Below are 23,241 nucleotides of genomic sequence, written 5' to 3' on the forward strand. Positions count from 1 at the left end.
GTTTCAGCGTTATAATTGCATGACGACAATTACGAACGAATATCTAAGGAGGCATGGTAATGGCATACGAATATACTGGAACTGAGCGCATCGGGGATATACAAGCTAATCTTGGCGAAGGTCCCGTCTGGGACCACACGACAGGGCAATTAATCTGGGTTGATATTAATGGACAAGCCGTACATCTGTATAATCCCGCTGATGGAAGTAACCGGACAATTGCATTGGATCAAAAGGTCGGAGCCGCCGTGCCAAGACAGCAGGGTGGCTTGGTTCTAGCTATGGAGCGAGGCTTTCATCTGCTGGATTTGGAAACCGAGACGTTAACACTCCTTGAGGATCCAGAGAGTCATTTGCCGAACAATCGGTTTAATGATGGGAAATGTGATCAAGCAGGTAGGTTCTGGGCCGGCACGATGGCACAAAATGAGTCGGTGGCAACAGGTTCACTTTATTGTCTGGATATCAACGGTACCGTTCGTACCCTAGAGGATGGCTGCGTTACGGTATCCAATGGGCTTGGCTGGAGTCCTGATAATAAGACCATGTATTACATCGATTCGCCGACGAAGAAAGTCGTAGCCTATGACTATGATGGTGAATCAGGGCGAATCTCCAATCCGCGTACTGTTGTTATCATAGCTGAGGATGAAGGTTTTCCAGATGGGATGGCTGTGGATAACCATGGCATGTTATGGATTGCGCAATGGGGAGGCTGGCAGGTAGGGTGTTATAACCCCTTGACTGGTGAAAAAATAGGCTCGATTCCTGTCCCTGTGGAGAGAACAAGCTCTTGTGCATTTGGCGGAGAGCAAATGGATGAATTGTATATCACGACGGCTAGTATAGGTGTGAGTGATGAGGATCGCGTGAATCAACCCCATGCAGGTGGTTTGTTTCGAATAAAGCTACATGTGAAAGGCCCTCGGGCGAATTTTTACGGGGGTTAAGGCAGTTGCACCTAGTAGAAGCTAAGTCGCATGTTGTTCTTAGCTTTTTTTTGCGCAGTGGATAAGGCAATAGAAAGTGCTTATCTTCCTGTAGAACAGTTAGCTTGCTTGCATAAGCAAGCTAGGAGTGCTTATTGCTTGCGTATCCAGCCGAAATCCTTAGAAAGACAGGGAATAAGCACATATGGAGGGCTTATCGGGTGTAATACACCTACATTAACAAGAATAAGCAAGCCTAGAGTGCTTATCTCATCCATACAAAATGATTTTTCGCCCTTCCTATGAATGATTAATTTTGTGAGGAAGTTTGTAGGAACGGATTCGGTGGGTACCTGAAGAAGGCATTAATTTTTTTAACTGAACAAGTCTGCGAAGGAGTTTACCTGCATGATTTCTACTTATGTGAAGCTGTTCGGAGACTGTTTTGGGGAAGTAAGGGGGCGTTGGATTGAGCAGCGATCCTGAGGATTTCTCTTTCTTCTAATGTTAAGACAGGGCCAAATTGTCCCTCTCCAAACCAGCTACCCATCATTTGGAGGATCAATTGTTGACAACGACGAGGTTTTTCTTTGATTTCATCATAAGAGAATCGGAGTATCTTCCACCCATCAAGTACGAGATGGTTTTGACGCGTTAACTGGTCTGCAAACTGCCAACGATTCAAATCCGTATGATGTGCTTTATAACCATCAATTTCGATACAGACCAAATGTGTTCCACGCATATAGGCAAAATCCAAATATCGAACGCCATCTTTAAAGTCTGAAATGGGGTATTCGGCATGTAGGTACTCAAATCGACCAACTGCCGGCCACCAAATCACTTCAAGAAACATTTTCTCCGCATGACCATGCCCCTCCTGAAGACGTCTTAATGCTTCGCCAGATCTCTCCCGTAGTTGAAATTGTAGGAATTCCTCATAGAATTGGTTAAATGACATAGTAATGCCTCCTGTTCATAAAATAATAAAACCGCCCATCTCCTGTTGGAGAGGGCGGTCTGTGTGCTTCACGACCATTGAAACTATTCATCTGTATTGTACATGAATGCCTGTCAGCATGACAAGTCACTATTCGTAAATTGCTGTGAGGATCATACACAAGTACCAATACTGATTAACCTAGTTGGTGGGTACTTATTGATGGCGAGAGCTCTAACTGGTGAATAAGACAATAGAAAGTGCTTACCAATCTGGCAAACAGCTGGTTAGCTTGTATAAGCATGCTAGGAGTGCTTATTGCTCCAATTATACTACCGGAGTGCATCGAAAGACTTTGAATAAGCACAAACGGTGGTCTTATGCGTTGAAATTTGCCCGTAGTATTGAGAGTAGGCAAGCTTGGTGTGCTTATTTAACCTCGAATTACATGCCATCATGCTGAATACTGCTTCCGAAACCGCAGCGGCGAGATGCCTGTAGCTGCTTTGAAGCAATTGGAGAAGTATGGCGCATTGAGAAAACCAATATGTTCAGCGATTCGCGCAATGGACCACTCTGTTTTAATGAGCAGCAGCTTCGCCTGCTCAATTCGGTAGTCATGCAGATAGGCCATTGGCGTACAATCATAGATTTCTTTCATACATCTGACGATATAGTTTGGATGAAAATGAAATTCTTCGGCAAGAGAGCTATTCGTCACATCAGATTGATAATGTTGGCGCAAATACGCTTCGACCTTGTCGGCGAGTATCAGGGCAGGTGACGCATCGTTACGCGACTGTCCAGCATCAAGGAGACGTAGCAGTTCAATGAAAAGCTGCTGCTCACTCCAATAGGTTTCTGAACGATGATGCGCCGAGTCGGTCAATAGCTTGCGGAGATGCCGCTCGGCAAGCGCGAACTCGGGTGGAGCGCTATATTGCGGGATACGGATCCGATACGGATTTTCCCAAGACTTCCGAACTTGCTGCGGGTAAACAGTTCCTAGATCCTGGTCGGATGTTTGGTTCCAGCTACCATGAAAGTCAAAATGGATCCAATAGAAAACGGTCTCTGTGTCACAGCCTTTGACGGGATAATGGTAGCGATCTGGCAGCAGTAATAACGCTTGGCCTTCTGTAACCTCCCACTCCTTGTCATCCTCACCGATGTATAAGGTCCCTTTGGTTACCCAGAGAAGATCAAAAATGCCTAGATTGCGTCGGCTGGGGTGCATTTCGCCTGGACGGTAGGTGGACAAGCCAATCATGAGGTAATAGGGCAGTGGTGGTAGTTCCATCCAGATATGGCTAAGTTCACTCATCGTTTCTCCTCCACTGTGAAGTGTTAAATTTTATATAAAATAAGTTGTAATTATTCATAGTTTCTCTTTATTTATAAGGATAAACTGTAAATAGTTGATAATCAAATGTTATATAAAATTTAATCGTAAGAGGAGAGTTTACATATGGTGAATTCTACACACACGCAGGCTGCTATCATGAAGACACGCATACAAGATCAATTCTGGAACCCGTTTATGGAGCTAGTACGAGGAACGGTTATTCCGTATCAATGGGATGCCTTGAATGATGCGATTGCTGAGGCAGAGCCTAGTTATGCCATTCGCAATTTCCGTATTGCAGCAGGTCTTGAAGAAGGAGAGTTTGGCGGTTTCATTTTTCAGGATAGCGACCTTGCCAAGTGGCTTGAAGCGGTGGGATATTCACTGGCGAACACGCCGGATCCTACGTTGGAACAAACGGCGGATGAGGTCATTGATTTGATTGCCAAAGCTCAGCATGAGAACGGTTACTTAAACACGTATTATACGATCAAAGAGCCAGGTCAGGCATGGACGAATTTGTATGAAGCACATGAATTATATTGTGCGGGTCACATGATGGAGGCGGCTGTTGCTTATTACAATGCAACGGGGAAAAGAAAATTGTTAGATGTCATGTGCAAATTTGCTGACTATATTGAAACGATTTTCGGTCGTGAACCTGGTCAGATCAGAGGCTATGACGGCCATCAAGAAATCGAGCTTGCACTCGTTAAGCTTGCTCAAGTAACGGGAGAAGAACGCTATGTGAAGCTGGCGCAATTTTTCATTGATGAGCGCGGTACGAAACCGAACTTTCTAGTTGAAGAATGTAAGGAAAGAGAAGGATTTAGCTATTGGACGCAAAAGAAGCAACCGATTCCGACAGTAGCGCAAATGGCGTACAATCAAGCACATAAGCCGGTTCGCGAGCAGGAAGTGGCCATCGGTCATTCGGTGCGTGCTGTTTATATGTATACAGCTATGGCTGATCTTGCCAGATTGACGGGAGATCAAGAATTGCTCACAGCTTGCCGCCGCTTATGGGATAACACAACCAAGAAGCAGATGTACATCACAGGTGGCATAGGCTCAACACATCACGGTGAAGCTTTCACTTTCGATTATGATATGCCCAACGACACGGTTTACGCTGAAACATGTGCCTCAATTGGCCTCATTTTCTTTGCTCAGCGTATGCTGCAGCTAGAAGCGAAGAGTGAATATGCGGATGTCATGGAGCGCGCGTTGTACAACAACGTTATTGGCAGCATGTCGCAGGATGGCAAGCATTATTTCTATGTGAATCCGCTGGAAGTTTGGCCGAAAGCATCGGAGTTAAATCCAGGTCGATATCATGTCAAAGCAGAACGGCAGAAGTGGTTCGGCTGCTCATGCTGTCCTCCGAATGTGGCACGCTTGCTTAGTTCATTGAACAGTTATATCTACACGACTTCACCAGCGTTAAATACAGTCTACACGCATCTATTTATAGGCAGCGAGGCTCGCTTCGAGCTTGCCGTTGGCGAAGTTGCATATACCCAGCAGTCAAAGCTTCCATGGGAAGGTTATGTCAGCATAGAGCTAACGTTGGCTCCGCAAGATCCGTTTACACTTGCGCTGCGCATCCCATCCTGGAGCCAGGGTGGAGCGGTTATGACAATCAACGGTGTACGGACTGCTTATGAGACTGTGAATGGTTATGCATCCGTTGAGCGGCAATGGGTACAAGGGGATCTCGTAGAATGGGAGCTTAATGTCGAGGCGCAGTTGACGATCGCTCATCCCGCAATCCGAGCTAATGCTGGCAAAGTTGCAATTGAGCGCGGACCTCTCGTTTATTGTCTGGAAGAAGTGGACAATAGTACGTCTCTAGCGACTGTATCGATTGATGCCATGCAAAAGCTGCAAATGTATTACGATGCAGGTATGTTAGGCGGAGCCGTGGTGATTGAAGCAGAAGGCTGTGCCAATGAGTCTGCTTCTTGGTCGGAGGATACACCCTACCGTCCATTCACACAGCAGGATGTTTCAGAGCGAGTGAAGCTCAAGGCGGTGCCGTATTATCTCTGGGGCAATCGAGGAGTAGGCGAGATGGCAGTGTGGATTCGCAAGGGCGGCGTGTAAGCCTTTGTGAATGATTGTAAGTCCTTCGGAGATGAATCCGAAGGACTTTTTACTGCGTTAGCACGGGAACCACGCGGATCTGGTGCTGGAGGTTTTGAAAGGTAGTTATTTTCTCGGAAATTCGAGGTTGAGAGGGATTACCTGTATTTCCTACAGCTAATTTCATGACTTTCGGCTAGATGAGCGTATTTCCAGGATTTTAGCTGAATATTCTCCAGTTAAAATTATTGTCTTGTGAAAAATGGAGGATTTAACTGGAGGTTTTCCAACTATTCCAGACCATCACCAGCATAACCCAACCGCATTTGTCACTTACTCCTCATGCTCTGGTCTTCCAGCAAGCCAATCCTCCAGCGTAGCCACACGTGATGGAAATTTGTAGCTTCTGGCTAGGAAGCCGACCCCATGCTGAACCATAGGATCTTGATCTGTAGGCTGATAGCGCAGATCAACACTCCAGCGAACCGTATCGGACATGTTCGGAGTGGACATATGGAGGCAGCGATCATTGAATAGAATCGCGCTTCCTGCGAGTACAGGGAGGGCAACGGTTTCCGTTTTGCCAAGCTGACTATCTTTGAGAGCCGTATAGCCTGTTCCTGTGTAGGTTTCACGATGCCACTTGAGCACACGTTTGCGATGTGTCTGGGGCTTGATATGGAGGCATCCATTTACTTCATTGGCATCGACAAGTGGGATCCAGACGGTAATAATGGGATTCGCATTCGCATCCGGCCAATACGATTTATCTTGATGCCAAGGAACTGCGCCAGCTGCTACTTTCGGGACCTTCGGCCGCACGTTATATACCGGATTAGCGAATAGCTCTCCGCCAATTAACGATTCTACCGCGTCCAAAATTTTCGGATTGCTCATCAAGGTGAAGTAACCAGGGATGCGGTCGCGCCAGCTTCTGCCGTATTTCAAGAAGTTTTCGGCGGACAGATCCTGAAATAGCTCAGCTAACCGATTTGGAAATGGCCGATCTTCAAGCTTATCCGTAATAAGTCCATCCGCGAACAGTTCGTCCGCAATCATCGACACCTTCTGAGTCATCGCTTCACGTGCAGAGGCCAAATCTTCTTCCGATAATAACTGGGGGATGATGAGATAGCCCTGTTCCTCATAAAACTGCGATTGCTCGTTAGTTAAACTTCCGCTTCCATTTTGCTTAATCAACCTACTCACCCTCCAACAAGTGTTGTAATATAGAAAATATAACATGTCATATGGTTATTGTATTTGCTTCTGTGTTCGTCTATTGATCAATTCTTCCGGTCATTCATATCGTCAATTTACTTTCGATTGCGAGGGTTACTATGACTTCCTTAACTACCGTTAGTCCCTATGTAAGAGTGGGACATTATTATCAATTTCCAGTCGAACGAAACCAAGCTGAGGTGGGCAGAATCGGGTATTGCTATGCCTTTCATTTCGTTGCCGGAGGCAAAGGGACGGTCAGCGCCAAGGGGAAAACATATCCGGTGAAGAAAGGTGATCTGATCTATTTTCCACCTGAAGTGGGTCACTCCTTTTACGCCCATCCAGATCAACCGTTAGCCACGTATAACTTATATTGTGATTTATGGAATTATCAATTGAGAAGCAGTCAACATCTCGTTTGGGACGAGTCTGACTTTAATCGTGACTTACTAACGCACATTGTTCCGTGTTCAGAGCTGGACATGCTACCTGTCGTTACGCCTATCCAGCATGATGCTTCGCTTGGGCAATTATTCATACATGCCGTGACCCAGTCGAGGAAAAGTGACCACTATTCCGAATTAATCGTAAGCAATCTCCTCAAAGCATTTCTTCTATCACTTGTACAAATTGCTTCAAGGCCACACTTCATCGATTACCGAATGAGTCCGATCATCGAGCGAATGGACAAGGAAGCGAACGCAAGTCGAGGTTATGATGAATGGATGAGCCAATGTGGGCTTCGGAAGACGCAATTCCATGAGCTATTCAAGCAAGCAACAGGAATATCGCCCAAAGCGTACTGGACCAAAGCCATTATGAGGCAAGTGGAAGCAGCCCTGTGGGAGAGCAACCGTTCCATAACGGCCATTGCGGAGGATTTCGGGTATTCATCAGTCCATCATTTTACCAAACAATTCACACAATTTCATGGTGTTTCACCAACGGAGTTCCGGAGGAGGAAAAATTAGAGTTTATTTGCGATATGGTTCCTGTACCATAAGTTAGTTCAATATAGACATAAATAACTAGTATGTTGCGATTTCTCCGATAAACTATAATTTGTCTTAGAAATGGAAGGAGGGACCGCCAATTTGGTAAGCGCTTGCATTTGAAAAAGCGGGTTGATTGGAAGCAGTATGCAATGATTTTCGAATTCGACTAAGGAATGATGGAGGAAAAATGAAAACAAACGTTATGAAGAAAAAGTTATCCGCAGTCATGGTATCCGTCATGATGTTCTCACTGTTTGCTTCCGTCGATTTTGCTTATGCAGATGCCACTACACCAACTACTTCTACTACAACGGCAACGACACCAGCGGCAACAACGATGGACTCGGTATCCAAGTTCAAAGCTCTCAAAGACAAAGGTATTTTCGATGGTTCCGACGAAGCAGGGTCAGCTGAACTCGATAAAGAGGTGACGCGGGCTCAGCTTGCCAAAATCTCCGTTTTGTTGAATGGTCTAAAGGAAGATGTTCCTTCAAGCGCCACATATACAGACCTGGCAGAAGCAAGCTGGGCAGCAGGATATATCGGTGCAGCAACCAAAGCGGGCTATATGCAAGGTGTGGAGAAAGATCAATTTGATCCAACCGGCATAGTCACGATCGAACAAGCAGCTTCTGTACTCTCACGTATTTTCAAGCTGGAGGCAGATGAAACCGATACGGCCAAAGTGAAGGGCATCGTATCCGATTGGGCGAAAGGGAATGTGGCTTCTGCGATCAAAGTGGGACTCTTAGCTGACATGGCTGATTTCACCAAAACAGTGAATCGAGAGCTGCTTGTCAATGCCGCTTACGCGGCTTATCAGCTGATTCAAGCCGGAGGTCCCGTTGTGTCCAAAGTTTCTGTGGCTGACTTTAAAGCTACGGGCGCTAAAACACTCGTGGTTAAATTGAATGGCTCACTCGCTGACACGAGTAAGTTGACGGTTTCCATTCTTCGTGGCTCCATTACAGGATCAGTCGTTACAGGTGCTCAGAAGTGGAATACCAACAAGAACGAAGTGACGATCACGTTGGATACGAAAATGACAGAAGGCCTTTATACGGTAAAAGTTGAGGCTGTCAAAGATGGCGGTTTAACCGTGGATAAAGGAACGGCAGAAGTGTCTGTTGGCAACGAGAAAATCACGCAAATTGATTTCACGACACCGTCGGATAAGATTGCTCAGGGGAAAGTCAAACTGACTTTTAAAGCTGTGAATCAGTACAAGGAAGTATCTGATCTGAGTGCAGCCGTATTTACCATCAATTCAAGTCTAGATGGAGATGCGATACCTGCGGGTGATTCACAATCAGTCATGCTCGATGTTACCCATGCCGTCTACAGCAACAAGCTGCGTCAAGACTCGCAAGTGATCGTCACCATCATGGCTCCGGATTACTCCGTGACCGCCAATAAGACATTTACGGTTGGTGAATTGCAATCGGTTAGTAAAGTTGAACTGAGCGATGTTGTTTATGTGAGTGGGAAGACGAAATTCGAGGCTGGTGATCTGATTTCGGTTCCTTACAAGGCTTATGACCAATATGGTTATCCCGTTACGGATTTGGATATTTTAACAAACAGTACGTTAACAAGCTCCACTGCAACAGGTGTAATCGACATGTCTGCGACTAGTCCAGCAAGAGGATTTGACTTTATTGCTGACGAAACCGGAGATGGCATTCCCGAGTTGAAGGTCAAAGCTGCTTCTAGCTTTACTAATTTCAGCATCCAGGATGTCACGCTTACGTTGACGGGACTTGGATCCGGCCAATCCGTTTCCAAGGTGATGAAAGTGGCTGCTTCCAAAGCGCCTTATGAGATTAGCATTGGTAACTTCCCGAATACGGTAGCGGTGGGTGACGAGGATTTCTACTTGCCAATCGTTGTCAAAGACCAAGGCGGGACGATCCTTACGACAGATGAAGTTGTAGAAAATGCCGATAAGATAAGTGTATTTGGATTATCAAACGGCAGTATATCAGTTGGCGCCAAGGATTCACTTGGCAGACTAATTGGCGGAATAGAGAAGAGTGGTGCAAATAGAGGTACAATTCGCGTCTCCGATTTGAAAACGTTATCAGACGTAAATAAAGGTCCGTTAACGATTAAAGCTGCGCTCCTCACAAGTGAGAAAACGGCTGTGAATAGCACGAATATTGTTGCCAAGCGTTTTCCGAAAACCGTGTACTTTTCCGTTGTACCGAAACCTAAGATGCTTCCTTCGCTCGAAATGGTGAATGGAAGAACGGAGAATGCGTTCCGTTTGAAGTTCAAAGATCAGTATAATGAGGATTTTGATCGAGATTACCGAGGCTATTCGATGAAATTATCTTTTGCCAAAACGTCTGGTACGGTTACAGATGCAGTTTATGTACTTAGAGGAAGTACAACTGCCTTCTTGGACACAACTAAAACATCATTTATCGTAAGGGGTGTAGATGGCACGGTAGAAGGTTATGACTCAGGTAAAGTGTCAACTGATTTCGGTTATTATCGAGATCGCGATTTCTTCTTTATTGCCAAGGTTGGCGATAACAATGAAGGTACGTACCAGGTTACAGCTCAGTTGTATAAAGGGGATGAAGCTGCGGTTGCCGCAGGATCAGCATCCTTAATGTCAACAGCCATTGGTACGACGCAGCTTCTGAAAGGTCGAGAAGCCAATAACTTGGTGTATACACTGACACCATTTGCTAATGGCATTTATGCTGTCGATAAGGTCAAGGATACGCTGCAAGGTTCACTTACGAATGTCATTAATAACGTTTATTCAACAGAAGGTGTATCTTTAGAAAATATGTTTTCGGGCAAAGTTGTACTCACGGCCAAGGATGCTAACGGCAATATTGTTCAGCTCCCGAACAACACGATTCAACAGTTGAAATCGGTCACGACTTCCAATACGAGAGCTTCTTCCATTGTGAATAAGCCACGAGCTGATGGTGCTGTTGCAAACGCTTTTGACGGGTATGGGATTCGTGGTAAGGATGTTGGAACAACTAGCATATCCGTGCTATTCAAGCCATCTAACTACACGGGTAATAAAGTGGCTTTCCTCGATAACATCGCCATTAAAGATGATCCATTAGTCGTTAGCTCACTAACAGCAACTTATAATGGGAAAGCAAGAATTATGGGACTGTCGCAGTTGAAAGCAGGCGTTAACATTTTTACAGGTAATACCATCGATACGGTGGCCAAGAAATTGCTGCTGAAACAAACGTTTAGCAATATTACGCTAATGGATCAATATGGCAACAATGCCTTTAGAAACAGTTCTGTGATCCGTGTAGCACCAATTTTCGGCATTCAAATCTTTATTAGCAATGTCAAATGGACGAATGATAACATTGTACCAGATTCAGGATATCTTGCAGTTGAATCCAATATTACAGGTGTTAACAATGTGAATGGATTGTCGAATCAGCCTTATCCTTTAGCAGGAGATGAAACGGCTGGCTATACCTATCCATCAACAGACGCGGATATTGGTGCAACCGCTGGCGGTAAAGTCGATCCTACCGACTGGGTATTCTCCACGATCAATAGTAAGATCAGATTATATCGCGGAGATGCGAAGTATATCTACAAACCAGCAACATCAGCGATTGATGGAACACCTGTCGAGGTGGCTTCTTTCACAGCAACGATGATTACAGCCAACGGGAAAAGCATTTCGGTTGATGTGTACCCGGATCCATCGAAGTAATGTAACGACCGTTCCTTGGTATTTTACCAGGGAACGTTTTTTTTAATTTTTAAGACCAATGATCATCGCCTCTTGGCAGTCAAGTTGTCATAGAAGTTATCCGCATGAAGTAAGGATAAATAGACCAGAAAGGGGCGAGAAACGATGCGAACAACGGATTCAAATGAGTCCTCCTCAGAGGCAAATATACGCTGGCATTTAGGTGAAGGAGCAGGAATCGTCTGGGACATTCATCTCGGACATCTTGCCCACCAGGATCATGTCGAAATGAGTGGGAAAGAGATTTCCCTCATCGTGATGTACGGTATAGATTCGGAAGGTTGCGTTATTTTAAAGCGCAAAGTCGTATGGCCAGGCTTGCGTACGATTCCGAATGATACGCATGCTAGTTTAATGGAGGTATTTGGACAGGAGCTTATGCCGAGTATGCGTGTTGGGGGTCAACTTGTCCAAGAAAAACTATTCAAAATTACATTCGACGGGATTCTGCATATGGCTTCTGTTTCCGATCAAGGCGTTCTGGTTCGTAGAACTGTATTTCCGGCGAGAGATAAACCGTATGCGCTTGAACGCGTTCAAGTTCAGAACATGACGGAGGACTCTGTGCAGCTCGAAATTGGGCGGATAGCACGTGTATACTATCGAAGAGGTACCAAAGGGGTATATAAGGTGGAAGCAGGACATGATGCGCCATCAATCGTGGAGCTGAGAGCAGGTGAGACGCTGGAATTCAAGAGTTGGATCTGTGCTTCGACATTGCAGGGAACCTATGAAAGTCTCGACGTGTTATACGAGGAAAGGAAGCGGCGGGAATTCTTGAAGGAGATCGGTTCGTCATTGCAGCTTGAAACGCCAGAGCCTCATTTGAACCGGATGTTTGATTTGGCCAAAATCCGTGCGGCGGAGAGTATTTTTCGCACCAAGTGCGGTTTCATGCACTGTCCCGGTGGCGGATCCTACTACGCGGCCGTATGGACGAACGATCAGGCGGAATATGCGGGTCCATTTTTCCCTTTTTTAGGCGAGCAAGATACAATGGAGGCATCCTTGAATGCCTATCGACTTTATATGCCGTTCATGGGACCTGACTTCCATCCCATACCATCCTCTATCATCGCCGAAGGCGTAGATATTTGGGAGGGGGCGGGAGATCGAGGGGATGCGGCGATGTACGCCTATGGTGCGGCGCGGTTTGCACTGGCGAGCGGCAGCCAAAGATTAGCCGAGGAGCTATGGCCAGCTATCGAATGGTGTTTGGCCTATTGCCGGCGGAAACGAACCCAAGCTGGTGTAGTCGCATCAGATTCGGATGAACTGGAGAATCGCTTTCCTAGCGGTGACGCCAATCTGTTCACTTCGTCACTTGCGTACGGTGCTCTTCTTTCGTCCGCTCACCTTGCGCGAGCAGTCGGGAAAGCGGATCAAGCTCCATGCTTAGAGGAAGAGGCGGCTGAACTGCGACAAGCGATTGAATCCCATTTTGGCGCAACTATTGAAGGATACGAGACCTATCGCTATTATGAAGGAAACGACATTCTGCGTTCGTGGATTTGTGTACCTCTGACAATGAATATCTTAGATCGCAAGGAACAGACGATTGCAGCCTTATTCTCTTCGCGATTGTGGGTAAACGGCGGACTTGTCACGCAGGCGGGGGAAACTACTTACTGGGATCGCTCCACATTGTATGCACTTCGGGGCATTCTCTATGCGGGCGAAATAGAGCTGGGGATCACACATCTGCTCGAATATTCGCGAAATAGATTGCTTGGCGAACATGTTCCCTATGCGGTTGAAGCATTTCCCGAAGGTAATGGGCGGCATCTCTCTGCGGAAAGCGCGCTTTACGCACGAGTCATTGTCGAGGGCTTATTCGGTATCGTGCCCACGGGTCTTCGTACCTTTTCCTGTTCGCCTCGAATGCCTGAACACTGGGACACGATGGCGCTTCGTTCAATCCGAGCGTTCGATTCTTGTTTCGATCTAGTCGTTACCCGTGGTGACGAAGGGGTATTAATAACATGTGTGACACCCGAAAAGCAGGAAACTTATCTATGGGATCAAGATGGCTCGATAACAATTCATCTGCGGTAAAAAAGGAAAGCCGAAGGGTCACTTCAAATAAAAATCGTTTAAAATCTTCCCTACACCGCTCGAAGTTTGGTATTATCTATAATGACAAAATCATCAGAACCTATGGAAATATTTTAATTTCGCATGAAAATAGGTTATGATAGGGAATGACATCATAATAGAAAGTGGGATCCATAGTGGGACGTAAATGGAATAACATAAAAGAGAAGAAAGCTTCGAATGATGCAAGTACGAGTCGCGTGTACGCGAAGTTCGGCCTCGAAATTTATGTAGCAGCACGTAAAGGTGAACCAGACCCGGAATCAAACCGTGCGTTGAAAGTTGTTCTTGAACGCGCCAAAACGTACAATGTACCGAAAGCGATCATTGATCGTGCCATCAATAAAGCCAAAGGCAGCTCCGATGAAATCTATGAAGAGCTTCGTTATGAAGGCTTTGGGCCGAATGGTTCCATGGTTATTGTGGACACGCTAACGAATAATGTAAACCGTACCGCGTCAAGCGTTCGTGCCGCATTTAGTAAAAATGGTGGTAACATGGGTGTAACGGGTTCTGTTGCTTACATGTTCGATGCGACAGCGGCGATCGGTATTGAAGATAAAAGCATTGATGAGATCATGGAGATTCTGATGGAAGCGGACGTAAATGTTCGTGATCTTCTTGAAGAAGAAGACATGGTTATGGTGTATGCAGAGCCCGAGGAGTTCCACGCCGTTCAAGAGGCGCTCAAAAAGGCGGGCATCACGGATTTCGCAGTTGCTGAGTTGACGATGATTGCTCAAAACAACGTTACGTTATCCGATGACGCACAAGTACAATTTGATAAAATGATTGACGCTTTGGAAGATTTAGAGGATGTTCAACAAGTGTATCATAACGTGGAATAGGCTGTAGCCCACCTTGATGAAGCTTGATTTATCAACGTTTATGCTCATTTTGCTTTAGCGGTAGTCTGTTCAAAATGTGTGATATTTACCGATTTTCTAGTTCAGCGATGGTATACATGCAGAAATTTACTGGGAAATACGGTGATGTACATATATTGTTGTAACGACACGATTAGCATATGATTCGCTCACTATTTGTATGGAATAATACCATATAAGGAGTGAGTTTTTTTATGTTGCTAGAAGACATTTTCAAAGAATTTCTTTTCGATTTGGACATTAAAAATTATTCTGTTCGAACAAAAAAAGGTTATAAAAACAACAACTTAGCTGTATTGAACTTTCTAAAAAACGAATTTAACATTAATGAGATTGAAGAGGTATCTACAAGCCATATCAAGGCATATCTGATGAATTTAAAGAAAAAGGGACTATCAGAAACCTATATCAATGGCATCCAAAAAAACATACGTTCTTTTATTCGTTTTTGCATTGAGGAAGGTTATATTGCTGAAAAGAAAAGTCCAGTCATTGGGTTAAAGTGGTTGAAAGAACCAAAGATTTTGATTCAGACCTTTGAAGATGATGAAGTTAAAAAGATGATCAGCGTGTATAAAGGGGATTACTACTTAGAGCTGAGAAATAAACTGATTTTGATGTGTTTCGTTGATCTTGGAATTAGAAATCTTGAGTTATGTTCCCTTACATGCTTGGATGTTAGAGAAAGTGTTATTAAGATAAATGGAAAAGGAAACAAAGAGAGAAACTTATATATATCACCTTACCTCAAGAAATACATGATAAAGTATGAGCGAATGAAAGAAATGTATTTTAAAGACAAGATGCTAACTGATTCAAATTACTTTTTGTCCCAGAACGGAAAGGTCTTGACTAATGGTGCAGTTGAAATTGTTGTTAAAAGGGCAGGTGTCGAAGCAAAGGTTAGAAAACACATACGTTGTAGTCCACACACTTTAAGACACTATTATGCACAGAAACAATTAAGATTAGGTCTGGATATTTATAGTTTAAGTCGATTATTAGGACATGAATCAACTTTAATCACAAATCGTTATCTACAATCCATAAATGACGACAAAATAATTGAGTTAGCTAGAACAACTAGCCCCTTAATGAATCTATGAAAAATTCCCTATCCGATCAGATGCTTGACGATGCCACATCCGAACGTCTTATCCAAATCGCCAGGAATCACGTGAAATTCGCTTTAGAGCATAGTCAACCCCAAACTACCAAACAACGTAGAGAAGCGATCAGGAACGAAATTAGCGCACTCAGAATAGAACGTGACGTTATCCTAGCCCCATTCCAAAGGAGTACTCACCCAAATGACAACCCATTCAAACGATAACCAACCAAACCTCAACGATCTAGCCAACATCCAGAACGAAAACATCAGTATATTCGCAACTTGTGACTTGATAATAGAAGCAATATTTGAGATGGGAAATCGAATTGGAGCAGAGGATGATTTCCACATTGAAACAACAGAAAGAATCATTATGCAGCTTTACGATATGAAAATTGAAGCTGAGAATATGATTCTGACTGCAAGACTTGGGGTATTGAAGGAAAATCTAATGGAATAGAATTTTTAAAGATAGGGGCTGAAAAGCCTTTTTCTTTTTGATGAAAACATTATTATGTTAATTATTAAACAAAATTAAACAAATATATTTACAATGAACAATAATTAATATAATATGAATGTATAAATATAAAAGAGAAAGTGAGTGATATAAATGATCGGATTAGAATACGTTGGCAAGGTATTTAATATGGAACAAAAAGATTTGGCTGAAATGTTAAACCTTTCAGCCCCAAACATTAGTGCTTGGTTAAAGGGTACAAGGGAGATTCCTACTAAATATTTACATGAACTATCCAAAATCTTTAATGGTCTTTCACCAGACTATTTTCAAAGAGAGCTGACTTACGTTGATGAACTAAGAATCCAAATTTATTACATTGAGAAAGTGTTGAAATATGAGGAACGTCAAGAGGAAGAAGAATTTACAGTGGGTGCTTTAGATGACGATGATACATTAATAATTGATGCGAAAATTAATATCTACGATGAAAGATTGGAACATCTCTATAAGGAACTTAACAAAACAATCAAAGTAAATTCTTACCAAGATAGACTTACCTCCTTGATGGAACAAGTTTGGGCTTTGGACAGTCAACGGAGAGCTGAACTTTTTAGGGACAAGAACGCAGAAGATTTCATTGTGGGTAAGCTTAATAACTTCATGGACTTCTTATCAAAATTTCAAGTTAAGGATATAGCGGCTGTTGATCTAATAATAAATTACTTACTCAATTACGATGGTATTGATCAGAGTAGATGGGGAGAACAAGAAGTAATTCCAAATGAAAAGCTATTGGCGTTTTATAGCGACTTGAAAGAAGTACTTAATAAGCACAATGTAATTTAAGTTAAGGCAAAAGAAGGAGGGCTTATTGTCCTCCTTTGGAGATTAAACAAATAAAAAATTAAATGACAATGGAGATTACATATAACATGACACCTATTGAAATGAAGCATACATATACCCAACTCAGACAGAAGGAAAGATCACTCAACAAACAGGTCAATGATTATCAATTTTTAATTAATGCACTCTTAGTAGAACTTAAAGGACTTGGAGAAAAGCTAGATGTATCCTATACAAAGGAAATGTTACTCCGCTTTGAAAGAGAGAAAAGTAAGTTGGAATCTGAATTGGTATCAGTGAAATATGATAAGAACGTATTAAGCGCAAAGATAAACAATATCTTTTCTCGTATGCTTGAAAGCAACATAGTTGAGGAAATATTTTCATCTCTTAACGAAAAGTATGAAAGTTTCGCTATTCCAGTTGAATTTGACTACGAGTATGATAACGAGACAGATGGTGTTAGGAATGTGACTTTTTATAAGGCAAGTAATAGAGCAATATGATCTTAGAAGGGCTAAAGGTAGCCCTTTTTCTATTGAATTTTAGGAGGATTAAAATATGGCAAACATAGATACAATGATACCCACATATCTCACAGAGCAACATATTGAAAACCTCAATATAGAAGCTTTTAAAAGCATTACAAAGGTATTGTTTGAATTTGTTGTAGAGGGCGAAGCGCAAACGGAAGATACCATCGCTTGGGTATGCAATGCAGTTATGGGAAGTGGAAAGACAACTGCTCTGAAGGTGTTGTTAAAGCACATGATAAATTCAAATAAAAGGACTCCGCTATTACTTGTTTTTAACGAATTGAGTTTAATGCAAGAGATTTACACTGAAATTATCACTTATTCAGAAGAAAAAGAATTGAGTCGTGTCATACAATATGTTGATTCAGACAATGTTGGTTTCGTCATTGACTCACTTAGCGAATACCAGTTTATTTGTATAACACAACAACGATTCAGGGATTTAACACTAAAATACGGTGAATGGTCAAAATATGAGTCGTATAGTCGCAATAAAGATATACCTTGGAAACGTTTAATCATAGTTGATGAAATGCCTGAACTGTTTGATACAGCGGTATTCGATATTTCAAGCAACAATAACAGCGTGGATTGGTTCGATATTTTAACGGAAAGTAGCGCAATAACTGCTAGTGAAAAGCAATTTGCAAGAACCATGATAATGATGCTTTTATCACTAGAAATGCTAGAAAGTGAAGGTAATAGAACAACTAACTTGCCACTGATAAAGGGAATTACTGGAGCAGAGTCTAAAGAGAGATTTAAAAGCATTATCTTGAAAATTAAGCCAAACTCAGCGGACTATGAAGCATCACGTCAATACAAATGGTTTCAACGATTATTAAATGAAGCAGGAATAGGGGCAATCGACAGGCAACGAAATGGTGTTAGCATTTTGTGTTCTAGTATGATTCACTATCATTTTATGGGTAACATCTTGATTTTGGATGGGACAAGTCATTGGACTAGAGAGATATATCCACAAGTCTACACAATGAAAGATGTACCAAACAACCATGACTACTTGAATCGCTTGGTAATTCACCTGAGGAACATTAACACAACTAAAAGTGCAAGACAATCTGTTAAAGCAGATGTTCATAGCAAAGTCGCTAGTGACATAATAGCAATGCGTGAAAGGCTAAATATGAGCATCTTTCCTCTCTGTAATAAAGGTGATATTAAAATATACATTCAAAAGAAAGCAATTACAGCAGAGCAAACGGAGTTTTATTTAGAAAATGAGGGAGATTCTGAAACTTCGCCAATCAATCTATTGAATACAAAAGGGAAGAACGCTTTTAAAGATTACAGAGGACTAGCGTTATTGAATCTCCCAATAAAGCATCCAAACTATTACAAGTTAATATGTATTGGCTTGTATGGGGCAAACATTGATCTAACAATGAATGATCGTTTAGTAAAGAATAACGAAGATGAATCTAATGACGGTTGGTTTAAACATGTCTTTGTTGAAGTGATATATAAACAAGTATTTAAGGCAGAGCTATTTCAAATCATCCACAGATGTGAACTTCGAAAAATGAATAAAAATACTCAAATCAATATTGTAATTTACACTCACATGTTGGAATGGATGAAAGAATTGCTGAAAATTTCACTCGACTTAACTGATGCCAACTTTAAACTTGGGTTGGTGGATGATAAGTACAATATTAGAGAAAAGAGCGAAAGATACTCTCAATTAATATTGAAGTATTGTACTGAAAGATCTAACAATTTTGAAAATCCAACTTTCACAGCAGGAGCAATTACCCCAAAGGGGGATATAAAAAATTGGTTTAAGAATAACTACACTAGCGATTTTAACAAGCAAGTAATACATGAAATATTTAACTCTAATGGTGTTGAGATCGTCGAAGAAATAAAAAATGAAAAAATATGGAAAAGTTTTAAATTGACTGAATCCGAATGGGATACACGGTTTGGTTCGAAGTTATGAATCGAATGAGGTAGGTGGGTAGTGATTGATATTATCAGAGAAAACTCACCCCACCTGATCGCTCTATATCTCCTTCTGCTCGACGTAAATGTAAGAGAGAACGTTAGCGAACGCAAATTATAACGAAAATAGCGAAGCATTTTCGTTTAACCAAGACAATTGCGAAGCAATTGTTGCGGTAGCCCCAAGCCCGAATAGGGCTTGGTTTGTTTACTTTATAATGAGACATAGCCATTACTCTGCACCGCTACATTCGGCTACGATAGGATATTCACGTTTTTAGCACTTTTAATTCAATAATTGTTTCCATTCAGTGTTCTAAACGAAGAAATACGTTAATATCTATTACTATTCAGCTAAAAAGGGAGCGATGGTCTATGAAAGTACACTTTCCAGGTTCGACAGGTAACCAATTCGGAAGAAGGATGTACACTACTGCAATGCCATTTAAGGTTGTAGAAGATATTCTTTCGGTATATCCTGAAGTCCAACGAAAATTGAACAAACCACGTGCAAAGAAAATATCAGACTATATTCTAAAAGGACTTAATAAAAGGAATTTCTGTTTCTTAAGCGCTATTACAGCAACTACACGTGGAATTATCGAATATGATTCGACCAGTAATCAATTGCTTCTTGATTACGGTGATAAATTAAGTGTAAATGACGGTCAACATCGATTCGAAGGTATAAAAATGGCTTTGAATACTGTCCGCAAGGAACTGATTGAAACTAGAGATAAAGAATCAAAGAAGGCAATTAAGGAAAAGCTTGAATATCTTGAGAAGATGTGTATATCAGTAGTCATTTTTGATGATATGGATGAGGTTCATGAACAACAACTTTTCCATGATTTAAATTTGTTAGCTAGCAAACCACCAAAGTCAGTATCCCTTAAATACGACAGTAGCGATTTGTATAACCTCATGGCAAGAGAACTCAAAGACGAAAACGACTATTTGGAGCAATTTGGGGTAGATACTGAACGAACAATTCTTAATGAAAAACATGAAGAGCTAATGGTGTTGTCTACCCTGCGAAATACCATCGCATATATAATCGTAGGTAACGACGGAAAGGATAAAGGCAATTCGTTGGAAAATCCAGAAATTTATGAAACAAGAAAAGAGGAAGTATCACAAATTCTTAATGAGATATTCGAAGCATTACCAACTGATTGTAATGACAGAACAAAGTACATCTTAGGCACAGCGGCAACTATACAAGGTATTGGTAAGTTCATCAACCATTTGAAGAAAAATAACCTTAATATATCAGAACACATCGCTCGGTTAGAAGAGATTAACTGGAGTCCGCAGAATCCTATTTGGGATGGTGCAGGCGGACATTACGATTCTAACAAAAATAAACTTATCTTTAGTGGTACAGGTGCTGGAGTTAATGGCATATGTAATGTGCTTATCGAGTACCTTGTCAACAATAGCCAAGTAGTAGCATAATTCAAAGATGAATACCTTGAAATTAAGGTATTCACTTTTTACTGTTTCGAAACTAGTAACATACTAAATTTATTTTCAAATTTGAAAGCTTTCTAGTATTTTGGTGTTTAGTGGAGACATAAGTAAAACTGTTCGAATTTCCGTCCTGTGACTGGACATTGAGCTTACATTATTACTTAATAGCTGGTATGGTATGTTGATTACTTCCCAGTGCTGCTTGTTACAATGTACGATGAAGAAAATTCCTCACATAATATTCCCAACTCATACTATACCAGTGAAAACCCTTATAATTTAGCATATATCATCGTAAAGCAATAACTTTAATCTGAGCGTCATTGTTAGCGGTGGAAGTGAAGAAGTATCCTATGTTTTGACGATACATCTGACGATACGATAGTGGGACTGTTAAACTACGTAACCTGTTGGAATAAATCTTATTAAACAAAGCAAAAAGCCCAATTGGACAAAAATTGTCTAATTGGGCTTTAGATATATTAATTCAATAAATGACGTATGCCGTTGGCTCCATCAAATATAATCCTTGTATCATTCACTACAAATCTTCCACGTGTTCTTGGACCTAATTCCAAAACGGTATTCACTCGTTCAATAAATTCATCTTTCTGTGCTTGTGTTGCTGCAAAATCTACTATGACAATATTGAGTGGGCGAGGACTGGTACTGTTCCTAGCTAGTTTTAACCTTTCAGCAATCGCTTTGTTAATATGGTCGTCTCTAAAGCTATAACCAACAATATAGAGTTCGTCACAAAGCTGATCTTCGATGTACATTTTCTTTTTAAATTCATTGTAATAGAAGTTGAAGGGTGAATGCTGAATTTTTATGCTTTTACCTCCACCTGTTACAATTGAAGGAATTAAGTCAAGATCGAATATTCTATCGTAAAGTTCAAAGTCTCTTAAGTCTTCCGTTTTTACTTTGAAAAGTTTGCCATCAATAACGTTTTTAAAAGATGATAAGGAACCATGTAAATGATGCAGTCTTATTTTTCTATTCCCAGCAATTTGCTTAGACAAGTCAGGGTTGAAATTGAAACGGAAATTATTATCTATAGCATCCCAGCGTCTTCCTCTGTGGTGGAAATCCATGAATCCTTCTGTACCTACCTCTTCAAGTAAGATAGTTTCCAATAGAAGGTCAAAATTAAGTGTGAATAGATCAACCTCAGTCTCTTCTCTCCGAAGTGTGGCATTTAACCATGAAACAAATCCTGATAGGTGTTCTTCAATCTCTGTATGATGAACATGACCATCTATTAGATCCAAGATTGAAGCGGTGTATTCATGGATAATTTCTTTAATAGCGTTAACATGTCTCATTAAAGGAGTTGCTTCTAATCCATATGATTGCATGAAACGTTCTCCATGAACCCCATTTGATAAGAAATTATAGTAATTTTGTAGAGCATCATATGATTGTTCGATGCTTGCAATACTTTCCTCAAAATCAATTTGGTTGTATTGACCACCCATGTGATGTTCGATGAAAGCTCTATGCTCGTCTGATAAACGATTCTGGAATCTTCTAGTGATGTTAGGCAAGGAGAAGTCACGATTAAGTGCAACAGACAAACCATTCCCAGTTAGGACTACAACTTTTGACATAAGAACACAACCCTCATTTAAGAAATTATGGTACAATATACCTATTATAACTAAAAAGGTTATTTACATGGGATTTATTTACTAAAAAGTTGTTGCTGGGGGTTATATGAACAAGTATGGACAGGCAGCTTTAATAGCAACTAAATTAATCGAAACCAAACAAGCTTCAACACCTTTGGACGCTTGGAACATAGCTACAACGGAAATTTTTGGGGAAGTTTCTTGGGGACAGAAAAAGGGGTGTCCTAAGAACGCTTTTCTTGGATTGTGTGAAGCAGGATTGGTGAAGGGTATTCCGAAAGGAAGCTATACACATAGAAGCAATTCACAAAAGAACAAGGGGTATGCAATCAAGGCTGTGGAGTTGCTTAGAGTGAATCAAGCATTAGCTGAGGATATGAAAGTGTTATGGGAAGCTGTTATGGATGGGAAGGTTATGTCTCATAATTATCAAATGAATGTAGTGCTTGCTTTGTGGGGAAAGGGGATGTTAAATTCAATCAATTTGTAATTATATGTGGAATTAGTTTTCTTAACGCAATCTTAAATAGAAAAAGGTGTGAAATAAATGTGGAAAGTTCAAGAAATTGGAACTAGAATAAAAAGTAGACACCTTGTTAAGAGATGAGGATAATAATCTTATCAGGAGGTGTTCATTTTGGGTGAACAGCGGCAACGGTATAATGATGAATTTAAACAACAGACGGTAAAATTTATTCAAGAACAAACGAAGTCGGTAACGCAGATAGCCGAGGAATTGAACATTCCGGCAGGAACCCTGCACCAATGGGTAGCGAAATATAGACAGTTTGAAAGTGAATCCATTGCAACACCAGAAAGACTCCGCCAGTTAGAACAGCTTTTGAAAGAGAAAGACCGCGAACTTGCAGATAAAGATCGCCTCATTGCAGATGCTCAAGAAGAACTTGCGATCGTAAAAAAGGCCGTACACATCTTCAGCAAACCAAAGAACTAAGGTTCCAG

At 41.6% G+C, this 23,241-nt stretch carries 18 protein-coding genes; 14 read left to right on the forward strand and 4 right to left on the reverse strand.

Annotated features, from left to right (window positions below; all coding sequences use genetic code 11):
- Window positions 1-59: 59 nt before the first annotated feature.
- On the forward strand, window positions 60-950 hold the full coding sequence (locus ACSQ8O_RS15245; protein ID WP_436242388.1) for an SMP-30/gluconolactonase/LRE family protein: 891 nt from the start codon (window positions 60-62) through the stop codon (window positions 948-950).
- 394 nt (window positions 951-1,344) lie between these two features.
- Here ACSQ8O_RS15245 and ACSQ8O_RS15250 read toward each other — a convergent pair whose 3' ends face one another.
- Both ACSQ8O_RS15250 and ACSQ8O_RS15255 read right to left on the reverse strand, forming a co-directional pair.
- Window positions 1,345-1,890, reverse strand: coding sequence for a DUF559 domain-containing protein (locus tag ACSQ8O_RS15250; protein ID WP_436242389.1), 546 nt, complete (start codon window positions 1,888-1,890; stop codon window positions 1,345-1,347).
- A gap of 433 nt (window positions 1,891-2,323) precedes the next feature.
- Window positions 2,324-3,193, reverse strand: a complete 870-nt coding sequence (locus ACSQ8O_RS15255) for an AraC family transcriptional regulator (protein WP_436242390.1) — start codon at window positions 3,191-3,193, stop codon at window positions 2,324-2,326.
- A gap of 144 nt (window positions 3,194-3,337) precedes the next feature.
- On the opposite strand from ACSQ8O_RS15255, the gene ACSQ8O_RS15260 reads away from it, so the two are divergent.
- On the forward strand, window positions 3,338-5,320 hold the full coding sequence (locus ACSQ8O_RS15260) for a glycoside hydrolase family 127 protein (RefSeq protein WP_436242391.1): 1,983 nt from the start codon (window positions 3,338-3,340) through the stop codon (window positions 5,318-5,320).
- 312 nt (window positions 5,321-5,632) lie between these two features.
- Here ACSQ8O_RS15260 and ACSQ8O_RS15265 read toward each other — a convergent pair whose 3' ends face one another.
- Window positions 5,633-6,499 carry a phytanoyl-CoA dioxygenase family protein gene (locus ACSQ8O_RS15265; protein WP_436242392.1) on the reverse strand — a complete coding sequence of 289 codons (867 nt, stop codon included), beginning with the start codon at window positions 6,497-6,499 and terminating at the stop codon, window positions 5,633-5,635.
- 140 nt (window positions 6,500-6,639) lie between these two features.
- Here ACSQ8O_RS15265 and ACSQ8O_RS15270 point away from each other — a divergent pair, with 140 nt between their 5' ends.
- From ACSQ8O_RS15270 to ACSQ8O_RS15315, 10 genes are all read left to right on the forward strand, one after another.
- A complete protein-coding gene (locus ACSQ8O_RS15270) occupies window positions 6,640-7,494 on the forward strand; it encodes an AraC family transcriptional regulator (RefSeq protein WP_436242393.1) in 855 nt (284 codons plus the stop codon).
- Between the two features lie 211 nt (window positions 7,495-7,705).
- Entirely contained in the window at window positions 7,706-11,230 is a 3,525-nt protein-coding gene (locus ACSQ8O_RS15275) for an S-layer homology domain-containing protein (RefSeq protein WP_436242394.1), read from the forward strand.
- Between the two features lie 144 nt (window positions 11,231-11,374).
- Window positions 11,375-13,324 (forward strand): hypothetical protein, encoded by a 1,950-nt coding sequence (locus ACSQ8O_RS15280; RefSeq protein ID WP_436242395.1) that lies wholly within the window; start codon window positions 11,375-11,377, stop codon window positions 13,322-13,324.
- A gap of 176 nt (window positions 13,325-13,500) precedes the next feature.
- The gene (locus tag ACSQ8O_RS15285; RefSeq protein WP_056613021.1) at window positions 13,501-14,211 is read left to right on the forward strand and encodes a YebC/PmpR family DNA-binding transcriptional regulator; all 711 of its coding nucleotides are present in this window, start codon (window positions 13,501-13,503) and stop codon (window positions 14,209-14,211) included.
- 233 nt (window positions 14,212-14,444) lie between these two features.
- Window positions 14,445-15,356, forward strand: coding sequence for a tyrosine-type recombinase/integrase (locus ACSQ8O_RS15290; protein WP_436242396.1), 912 nt, complete (start codon window positions 14,445-14,447; stop codon window positions 15,354-15,356).
- A gap of 204 nt (window positions 15,357-15,560) precedes the next feature.
- Window positions 15,561-15,821, forward strand: coding sequence for a hypothetical protein (locus ACSQ8O_RS15295; RefSeq protein WP_436242397.1), 261 nt, complete (start codon window positions 15,561-15,563; stop codon window positions 15,819-15,821).
- A gap of 153 nt (window positions 15,822-15,974) precedes the next feature.
- Window positions 15,975-16,670, forward strand: a complete 696-nt coding sequence (locus ACSQ8O_RS15300; protein WP_436242398.1) for a helix-turn-helix domain-containing protein — start codon at window positions 15,975-15,977, stop codon at window positions 16,668-16,670.
- Window positions 16,671-16,756: 86 nt separating this feature from the next.
- Window positions 16,757-17,176, forward strand: a complete 420-nt coding sequence (locus tag ACSQ8O_RS15305) for a hypothetical protein (RefSeq protein WP_436242399.1) — start codon at window positions 16,757-16,759, stop codon at window positions 17,174-17,176.
- A gap of 55 nt (window positions 17,177-17,231) precedes the next feature.
- Entirely contained in the window at window positions 17,232-19,169 is a 1,938-nt protein-coding gene (locus tag ACSQ8O_RS15310) for a DEAD/DEAH box helicase family protein (RefSeq protein ID WP_436242400.1), read from the forward strand.
- 377 nt (window positions 19,170-19,546) lie between these two features.
- Window positions 19,547-20,629, forward strand: a complete 1,083-nt coding sequence (locus ACSQ8O_RS15315) for a DNA sulfur modification protein DndB (RefSeq protein WP_436242401.1) — start codon at window positions 19,547-19,549, stop codon at window positions 20,627-20,629.
- Between the two features lie 497 nt (window positions 20,630-21,126).
- Here the strand turns inward: ACSQ8O_RS15315 and ACSQ8O_RS15320 are convergent, their stop codons facing one another.
- Complete coding sequence (locus ACSQ8O_RS15320; protein ID WP_436242402.1) at window positions 21,127-22,257, reverse strand: SIR2 family protein; 1,131 nt, start codon at window positions 22,255-22,257, stop codon at window positions 21,127-21,129.
- A 106-nt stretch (window positions 22,258-22,363) separates the two neighbouring features.
- On the opposite strand from ACSQ8O_RS15320, the gene ACSQ8O_RS15325 reads away from it, so the two are divergent.
- Both ACSQ8O_RS15325 and ACSQ8O_RS15330 read left to right on the forward strand, forming a co-directional pair.
- Window positions 22,364-22,768: a DUF6979 family protein gene (locus tag ACSQ8O_RS15325; protein ID WP_436242403.1), complete on the forward strand. Its 405-nt coding sequence runs from the start codon at window positions 22,364-22,366 to the stop codon at window positions 22,766-22,768.
- Window positions 22,769-22,906: 138 nt separating this feature from the next.
- Window positions 22,907-23,233, forward strand: a complete 327-nt coding sequence (locus ACSQ8O_RS15330) for a transposase (RefSeq protein WP_436241574.1) — start codon at window positions 22,907-22,909, stop codon at window positions 23,231-23,233.
- The last annotated feature ends 8 nt before the right edge of the window (window positions 23,234-23,241 follow it).

Origin of the sequence: Paenibacillus sp. LjRoot56, assembly GCF_964253335.1 — a bacterium.
Taxonomy (GTDB): Bacteria; Bacillota; Bacilli; order Paenibacillales; family NBRC-103111; genus Paenibacillus_E; species Paenibacillus_E allorhizoplanae.